Annotated in this window: 3 protein-coding genes; all 3 read left to right on the forward strand. The window is 61.0% G+C overall.

The features are described from left to right. The first annotated feature begins 482 nt into the window (after positions 1 to 482). The 3 genes from AC5RK6_RS06945 (at position 483) to AC5RK6_RS06955 (ending at position 9300) form a co-directional block, all read left to right on the forward strand. On the forward strand, positions 483 to 1523 hold the full coding sequence (locus AC5RK6_RS06945) for a GNAT family N-acetyltransferase (RefSeq protein WP_320757513.1): 1041 nt from the start codon (positions 483 to 485) through the stop codon (positions 1521 to 1523). Positions 1524 to 1869: 346 nt separating this feature from the next. Next, positions 1870 to 5367: a DNA-directed RNA polymerase subunit beta gene (rpoB, locus tag AC5RK6_RS06950; RefSeq protein ID WP_016443113.1), complete on the forward strand. Its 3498-nt coding sequence runs from the start codon at positions 1870 to 1872 to the stop codon at positions 5365 to 5367. 45 nt (positions 5368 to 5412) lie between these two features. Continuing rightward, a complete protein-coding gene (locus AC5RK6_RS06955; protein WP_320757514.1) occupies positions 5413 to 9300 on the forward strand; it encodes a DNA-directed RNA polymerase subunit beta' in 3888 nt (1295 codons plus the stop codon). Positions 9301 to 9321: the final 21 nt, after the last annotated feature.

The raw sequence follows: 9321 nt of genomic DNA on the forward strand, positions 1-9321 counted from the left end.
TCCACAAGCGGATACGCCCCGGCGTATCCGCTTGTTTGGTTTCCAGGCTGTGAGGCTCAGCGATGCTGGCCGTCCATCGCCGTGCTGGATTGCATAGTGGTACTGGAGCTACAGCCAAACCACGATTTTCTGTCGTGGAGTACCACTTTGCAAAGCCCGATGTTCTCCAGTACCACTTTGCTGGACGGCAATAGGTGGCAACGGGTTGGTCCCGATGATGGCCGAAACGAAGTGCGCGTAAGAGCACCGTTTGCGCCCGATTTTGTGTCTCTACGCGCACTTGACGGGGGCGATGGTTCGAAATGCGCACTTTGAGAGTACGCAAGAAGGTTGTCGCCGGCTACACTGGCACGGGTGAGCATCGGTGCACAAGCGGATGCGAAGCCCGAGACAGGGCCGGAAACGGATACCAGCTCGCCCCGGAAACGAGCCGGAAACGCCTCGGAGACGGGCCGGAAACGAGCCCTCATACAAACTCAACGATGATAACGAAAACGAACGTGAAGATGACGCAGGAAACGACGACGAATCACAGCCCCGAATCGTGCTTAAACCAGAGCCCTGAATCGCCTCAGGAGCAAAGCCCGAACCCGGGCTCAAGTGAAACCCTCAGCTGGCGCCCCCTCACCCCGAGCGACATCCCGGCCTGGGCCGCGCTGGGAGCCGCGGATCCCTCCCTGCTCCACTCCGCCACCGAGCGTGATCTACGCGATTTCCTTGCCAATCCTGAGGTCGATCCGGCCACCGAAACCCTCGCGCTGTACCGTGGGGAGCACCTCCTTGCCGGAGCCACGGTGTCCATCATGGGCGACGTCGACCAAGATGATGACCTCGATATTTATATCGGCTATGCCTGCCCGGACCTCACGTACCTCCCCGAACTCCTCAGCCGGTGCGAGCAGCTCGCCATCGGGCTCGCCGAACGTTCCGAGACTCGCTACTCCGGGCTGTCGGTGCAGGTCGCCCGCGATGATGATGCAGAAGAAACCAACGCGGCCCTGGGGGAGCTCGGCTACCGCCTCACCCGAAAATACGAAGTCATGCGCCGGGAGGCCGCGCAGCTCCCCGCCGTCCACATTGACGGCGTGACTTTCCGCGCCCCCACCCTCGCCGACGAAGAACCGCTCCGCCTCGCGCATGCCGAAGCGTTCCGTGATCACTACGGGCGTTATGATTACGACGCCGCGTCCTGGCACTCCTTCCTCACCGGGTGGCGCATGCGCCTGGACTGCTCGGTCGTAGCGCACAGCGAGGAAACCGGCGCTGTGGTGGGCTACGCCCTCGCGAATGACTATGGCAGGGAGCTTTATATCGAATATCTCGGCTCCTTGCGGGCGGTGCGCGGGCGCGGCGTGGGCGGACAGCTCGTGGATCGCGTTATTACGAACGCGGCACGGGCCGGGTATGCCACGGTTGGATTAGACGTGGATACCCATAGTTCCACCGGGGCCGGTCGGCTCTACGCCGCCCATGGTTTCGAAGGGTACTGCGCTGAGGTGACTCTTGAAAAACGCCTGCGCTAGGGGAGGTGACCACGCGGGACGGCGGCGTCGTCGTGCTACCAGAGAGGCGCGTTGAGCTGCCTCGACGCGCCCGCACTTGCATGTACGCCGTTCTTGTGCGAAAGTACTTTCGGACGATGAAGTTCGGACGAGATACCGGCACCGCCTAGCGCTGGTATCCCTGTGTGTGACCCCTCGCATAGGCCGGGGGTCTTGGTTCTTGCCGTTAAAACGTGTAGTGTAGAAACTTGCGTTGACACTCCTATGCCCTTGATCACCTCCGCAGCGCTTTTTGGCGTGATATCGCGGTTTTCGGTGAGGGTGACTGGATTGTCCTTCTGCCAGATTCGTCAGGGAAGGATCCACTTTGGCTGCTTCGCGCACATACTCGCTCGCTGCACATAACGGCAAGCCGGTTGTTGACCGCGTATCTTTCGCGAAAATCCATGAACCACTGCAAGTGCCGAATTTGCTCGGCCTCCAAACCGATAGTTTCGGTTGGCTGATCGGCTCGGATAAATGGGTCGCGGAAAACCCCGGCGCTCAGTCCGGGCTCGAAGAAATCTTCGAAGAAATTTCCCCGATCGAAAATGCCGCGCAAACCATGGGCCTGGTGCTCTCCGCCCCGCATCTCGAGGAACCGAAGTACTCCATCCTCGAGTGCCGCGAACGTGACCTCACCTACTCGGCACCCCTGTACGTCACTGCGGAATTCCAGAACTACGAAACGGGCGAAATCAAGTCGCAGACCACGTTCATTGGCGACTTCCCGCTCATGACGGACCGCGGTACTTTCATCGTAAACGGTACCGAGCGCGTGGTTGTCTCCCAGCTGGTGCGTTCCCCGGGTGTGTACTTCGAACGCACCGCGGATAAGACCTCCGATAAGGATATTTACAACACCAAGGTCATCCCCTCGCGCGGTGCCTGGCTGGAATTTGAGATCGATAAACGCGATGCGGTGGGCGTGCGCGTGGACCGCAAGCGTAAGCAGTCGGTGACCGTGTTCCTCAAAGCCCTGGGCATGACGGAATCGGAAATTCGCGAAACCTTCTCCGAATTCCCCATTCTCATTGACACCCTGGAAAAGGACACCGTCCACAACCAGGAAGAAGCCCTGCAGGATCTGTACCGCAAGCTGCGCCCGGGTGAACCGCCCACGGCGGAAGCTGGCCGTACCCTGCTCAATAACTTCTACTTCAACCCCAAGCGCTATGACACCGCGAAGGTGGGGCGCTACAAGATCAACAAGAAGCTGGGCCTGCCGGAAGATAACACCGCCCGCCAGCTCACGCTTACGGATATCACCGCGGCGCTGCGCTACCTCCTCGCCCTTCACCAGGGCATGGACCGCATGGGGGAGGACGGCGAATTCCCGACCATCCTCTGCGCTGAAGGTGCCACCCCGGTGCGCGTCAGCACCGATGATATTGACAACTTCTCCAACCGCCGCGTGCGCGCGGTCGGTGAGCTTATCCAGAACCAGGTGCGCACCGGTTTGGCGCGCCTGGACCGGATGGTGCGCGAACGCATGACCACTCAGGAAGTGGAAGCGATTACGCCCTCCTCGCTCATCAATATCCGGCCGATCGTCGCTGCGATTAAGGAGTTCTTCGGAACATCCCAGCTCTCGCAGTTTATGGATCAGAACAACCCGTTGGCGGGCCTGACCCACAAGCGCCGCCTGTCGGCCCTGGGCCCGGGCGGTCTGTCCCGTGATCGTGCCGGCATGGAAGTGCGCGACGTGCACCCCTCGCATTACGGGCGCATGTGCCCCATCGAAACGCCGGAAGGTCCGAACATCGGCCTCATCGGTTCGCTGGCCTCCTTCGCGCAGATCAATTCCTTCGGCTTCATCGAAACGCCCTACCGGCGCGTGGTCGATGGTCGGGTCACGAATGAGATCGATTACCTCCAGGCGGGCGATGAAGATAACCACAATATCGCCCAGGCCGAAGCACCTATCGATGCGGATGGCCACTTCCTGGAAGAAGAAGCGCTCGTGCGCGTTCCGGGTGGCGAGCCGGCTCTCGTTCCGGTAGACGAAATCGATTACATGGACGTGTCCGCGCGCCAGATGGTCTCCATCGGTACCGGCATGATTCCCTTCCTCGAGCACGACGACGCCAACCGCGCCCTTATGGGTGCGAATATGCAGCGCCAGGCTGTGCCGCTGATCCGCCCGGTTTCCCCGTACGTGGGTACCGGCTGGGAGATGCGCTGCGCGGTTGACTCCGGTGACGTGACGGTGGCCGCGGCCCCCGGTGTGGTCACCGAAGTGGACGCCGATGCCGTGCACGTGGAGCAGGACGACGGGCGCCACGTCATCTACAAGATGTCCAAGTTTGAGCGTTCCAACCCCGGTAACTGCATTAACCAGCGCGTGGTGGTATCCGCTGGGGATCGCCTGGAAGCGGGCACTCTTATTGCCGACGGCGCCGCTACCGAAGGTGGCGAACTCGCGCTGGGGCAGAACTTGCTCGTGGCCTTTATGTCCTGGAATGGCTACAACTACGAGGACGCCATCATCCTCTCGGAGCGCTGCGTGCGCGATGACCTCCTCACCTCGATTCACATCGAGGAACACGAGGTTGATGCGCGTGATACCAAGCTCGGCCCGGAGGAAATCACCCGCGATATTCCCAACGTCTCTGAGGAAATGCTCTCGCACCTCGATGACCACGGAATTATTCGCATCGGTGCGGAAGTGCGCGCCGGCGATATTATCGTGGGCAAGATTACTCCCAAGGGCGAAACGGAACTTACCAGTGAAGAGCGCCTGCTGCGCGCTATCTTCGGGGAAAAGGCCAAGGAAGTTCGCGATACCTCGCTGCGCGTTCCGCACGGCGAATCCGGCATCGTGATCGATATCCGCCAGTTCGACAAGGAAAATAACGACGAACTTCCCTCGGATGTCAACGAAACCGTTCGCGTCTACATCGCCCAGCGCCGCAAGATCACGGTGGGCGATAAGATGGCCGGCCGCCACGGAAATAAGGGCGTTATCTCCCGTATTCTTCCGGTGGAAGATATGCCCTTCATGGAAGATGGCACCCCGGTTGATATCATCCTCAACCCGCTGGGCGTTCCTGGCCGTATGAACCTCGGTCAGGTTTACGAATTGCATCTGGGCTGGGTGGCCTCCCGTGGATGGGATGCCAGCGCCGCCCGGGAAGCGGGCGAAGAATGGGCGCTGCGCCTTCCCGAAGATACCGTCAAGGCCGCCCCGGGCACCCGGGTTGCCACCCCGGTATTCGACGGTCTCCAGGCCGATGAGCTGGATGGACTTCTCCAGTCCACCCTCCCGGATGCGGAAGGCCACACCCTGGTCAACCGCTTCGGCAAGGCCCGGCTCTTCGACGGACGGACCGGCGATCCCTTCCCGGATCCGGTCTCGGTTGGTTACATGTACATGCTCAAGCTGCATCACCTTGTGGATGATAAGATCCACGCCCGCTCCACGGGTCCGTACTCGATGGTGACCCAGCAGCCCCTGGGCGGTAAGGCACAATTCGGTGGCCAGCGCTTCGGTGAAATGGAAGTGTGGGCCCTGGAAGCTTACGGCGCCGCGCACACCCTGCAGGAAATGCTCACGATCAAGTCCGACGACACCGTGGGCCGCGTCAAGGTGTACGAAGCCATCGTCAAGGGCGATAACGTCCCCGAAGCTGGTATTCCAGAATCTTTCAAGGTTCTGATGCAGGAAATGCGGTCGCTGTGCCTGAATGTGGCAGCTCTCGATGCATCCGGTCAGGTCATCGACCTCCAGGATGCGGAAGAAGATCGCATGCGCGCTGCGGCCGGCCCGGAGGAGCCCGTGCTGCAGACCGGTCTGGAGGATCTGTCCACCGGAGCCGACTTCTAAACTCTCAAATCTTCTTAGTGGCGCACAACATCGGAAGTAGGAATCTTGCTCGACGTTAATCGTTTTGACCAGCTCCACATTGGTCTGGCAACCTCGGATGATATCCGTGCTTGGTCGCACGGTGAGGTGAAGAAGCCGGAAACTATCAACTACCGCACCCTCAAGCCGGAAAAGGACGGTCTGTTCGGCGAACAGATCTTCGGGCCCACCCGCGATTGGGAATGTGCCTGCGGTAAGTACAAGCGGCCGCGGTTCAAGGGCATCGTCTGCGAACGCTGCGGCGTGGAAGTCACCCGCTCGAAGGTACGGCGCGAGCGGATGGGCCATATTGAACTCGCCGCTCCCGTCACCCATATTTGGTACTTCAAGGGCGTGCCCTCGCGCTTGGGCTACCTCCTGGACGTGGCACCTAAGGACCTCGAGAAGGTCATCTACTTCGCTGCCTATATGGTGACCGAAGTCGATGAAGAGGCTCGCCGCGCGGATATGCCCACCCTCCAGTCCGAATACGAACTGGAGCGCCGCGCCCTGGAAAAGAACCGGGATGTCACCCTCGAAACCCGCCAGCAGGAGCTCGAAAAGGAGCTTGCGCAGGCTGAAGAGGATGGCGCAACCGATTCCCAGAAGCAGAAGATCAAGCGCGCGGCCGATAATGACCTCGCAAAGATCCGCAAGAATACGGATCGCGAACTCGAGCGCCTGGAAACCATGTGGGATCGCTTCACCAAGCTCAAGGTGGGGGATCTGGAAGGCGACGAAGATCTCTACCGCGAAATGGACGCGCATTACGGCGACTACTTCAAGGCCGCCCGCGGTGCGGAAGCTATCCAGGCCCGGCTGCGGTCCTTCGATCTGCAGGCCGAACATGACCGGCTCGTTGAAGTTATCGAATCGGGTACCGCCCAGCGCAAGGCCCGCGCCCTCAAGCGCATCAAGGTGGTTAATGCCTTCCTGCATTCGGATACCAAGCCCGAATCGATGGTGCTTGATGCTCTCCCGGTGATTCCGCCGGATCTGCGCCCCATGGTGCAGCTGGACGGTGGCCGCTTCGCGACCTCCGATCTTAACGATCTTTACCGCCGCGTGATCAACCGGAATAACCGTCTCAAGCGCATGCTGGATCTGGGTGCACCGGAGATCATGGTCAATAACGAAAAGCGCATGCTCCAGGAATCCGTGGACGCGCTCTTCGATAACGGCCGGCGCGGGCGCCCGGTGCAGGGTGCGGGCAACCGCCCCCTCAAGTCGCTTTCCGATATGCTCAAGGGCAAGCAGGGCCGCTTCCGCCAGAATCTCCTGGGTAAGCGCGTGGACTACTCGGGCCGTTCCGTTATCGTGGTGGGTCCGACCATGAAGCTGCACCAGTGCGGACTCCCGCGTGTTATGGCCCTGGAACTCTTCAAGCCCTTCGTGCAAAAGCGCCTCGTAGACCTGGAAATCGCCAAGAATATCAAGGCGTCCAAGCGTTTCATCGACCGCCAGCGTCCCGAGGTGTGGGACGTTCTCGAAGAGGTTATGCGCGAGCACCCGGTGCTCCTCAACCGCGCCCCAACCCTGCACCGCCTGGGTATTCAGGCTTTCGAGCCGCTCATGATTGAAGGTAAGGCGATCCGCCTGCACCCGCTGGTGTGCTCCGCCTTCAACGCGGACTTCGACGGCGACCAGATGGCCGTGCACCTTCCGCTTTCAGTGGAAGCCCAGGCCGAGGCGCGCATCCTCATGCTCTCCTCGAATAACATCCTCAAGCCTTCTGATGGACGCCCCGTGACCATGCCTTCGCAGGACATGGTGATCGGGCTGTTCTACCTGACATCTCAGGTCGACGGCGCCACCGGGGAAGGCCGCTCCTTCACCTCCATTGATGAAGCGCGGATGGCCTACGACATGGGCAGTCTTGACCTGAATGCCAAGGTCAAGATTCGTTTCGAAGCGGATGTTGTTCCCCCGCGTGGCTGGAAGGCCCCGGAGAACTTCGAAGAAGGGGACCGGCTGCTGCTGGAAACCACCCTGGGCCGCGCAATCTTCAATGATTCGCTCCCCGTGGACTTCCCCTACGTCAATGAGACGGTAGACAAGAAGGTCCTTGGTGGGATCGTCAATCGCCTGGCTGAACGCTACGAGAAGGTCTACGTTGCCGCCTCGCTGGACGCCCTGAAGTCAGCTGGCTTCTACTGGGCTGGGCGCAGTGGCGCCACCATCGCGGTATCGGACGTCGTCGTACCCGAATCGAAGCCGGAAATTTTGGCGGAAGCCGAAAAGAAGGCCGCGGTTATCGAAAACCAGTTCCTGACCGGCCGTATCGAGGATGAGGATCGCCGTCGCGACCTCGTGGACCTCTGGTCGGAAGTGACGGACGCGATCGCCGTGGAAATGCGCGAAAACTTCACCGCGGATAACACCGTAAACCGCATGGTGTCCTCCGGGGCGCGCGGTAACTGGGAACAGGTTCGTCAGATCGCGGGTATGCGCGGGCTGGTGGCCGACCCGAAGGGCGCGATTATTCCCCGCCCGATTACCTCGAATTACCGCGAGGGACTGTCGGTTCTCGAATACTTCGTGGCGACGCACGGTGCTCGTAAGGGCCTGGCGGATACCGCGCTGCGTACCGCCGACTCCGGGTACCTCACCCGTCGCCTCGTGGACGTGGCGCAGGACGTCATCGTGCGCGAATCCGATTGCGGGACCAGCCGCGGCCTGACCAAGACCATCGCGGAAAAGGGCGCGGACGGCACCCTCATTCCCGATCCGCAGCTGGATACCTCGGTGTACGCCCGTACTCTGGCCAAGGATGTTGTATCCGAAGATGGCGAAGTGCTGGCCGCGGCCGGAACCGATCTGGGTGATGCGATTATCGAGCACCTTATCGAGAACGGCGTCACTCAGGTATCGGTGCGTTCGGTGCTGACGTGCCAGTCGCGTACCGGCACCTGCGCCAAGTGCTACGGCCGGTCCATGGCCACCGGCAAGCTCGTCGATATCGGCGAGGCCGTGGGTATCGTGGCCGCCCAGTCCATTGGTGAACCCGGTACCCAGCTGACGATGCGTACCTTCCACACCGGTGGTTCGGCCTCGGCGGACGATATCACCCAGGGTCTTCCCCGTGTGCAGGAACTCTTCGAAGCTCGTACCCCGAAGGGCGAAGCCCCGATCGCGGAAGCGGCCGGGCACCTTCAGATCGAGGATGGGGAGCGCGTGCGTCGGCTCATTATTCAGCGCGACGACGGTGAAGAGGACCTTGTCTACCAGGTGTCCAAGCGAGCCAAGCTCTTCGTTCCCGAAGGTGGTCACGTCAACGTCGGCCAGCAGCTCGTGGAAGGTAGCGTGGACCCCAAGAAGGTGCTGCGTATTTCCGGGCGCCGGGTGGCTCAGGAACATATCGTTTCTGAAGTGCAGGCCGTGTACCGCTCCCAGGGCGTGGAAATCCACGATAAGCACATCGAAGTGATCGTGCGCCAGATGCTGCGCCGTATCACCGTGCTGGAAGCGGGAACCACGAAGCTGCTGCCGGGCGAATTGGTGGACGTGGCGCGCTTTGAAGATGAGAACCGCGCGGCAATGGCCGAAGGTGGCAAGCCCGCCTCCGGGCGCCCCGAGCTCATGGGTATTACCAAGGCCTCCCTGGCCACGGATTCCTGGCTCTCGGCAGCCTCCTTCCAGGAGACCACCCGCGTCCTTACCGAGGCCGCGCTCAATTCCAAGTCCGATCCGCTCGAGGGTCTGAAGGAAAACGTTATCCTCGGTAAGCTCATCCCGGCCGGCACCGGCCTGGAGACAATGCGTTCGGCCAAGATCGAACCGACTGCCGAAGCCCGGGTGGAGTTCGAAAAGAACAACGGCTTTGCCGCCACCGATTTCGATATGTTCGATGACACCTTCCCGTATACCGACTTCCAAGAGTTCGATCTCGGAGCCGGCTACGGAATGTTCTCCTAAACAAGTTCCCCGGTAGCGGGG

The organism is Actinotignum sp. usb-actsch-213 (genome assembly GCF_059085665.1).

Coding starts and splice junctions, on each gene's coding strand:
- AC5RK6_RS06945 (WP_320757513.1), top strand. CDS start 483: ATGATAACGAAAACGAACGTGAAGATGACGCAGGAAACGACGACGAAT.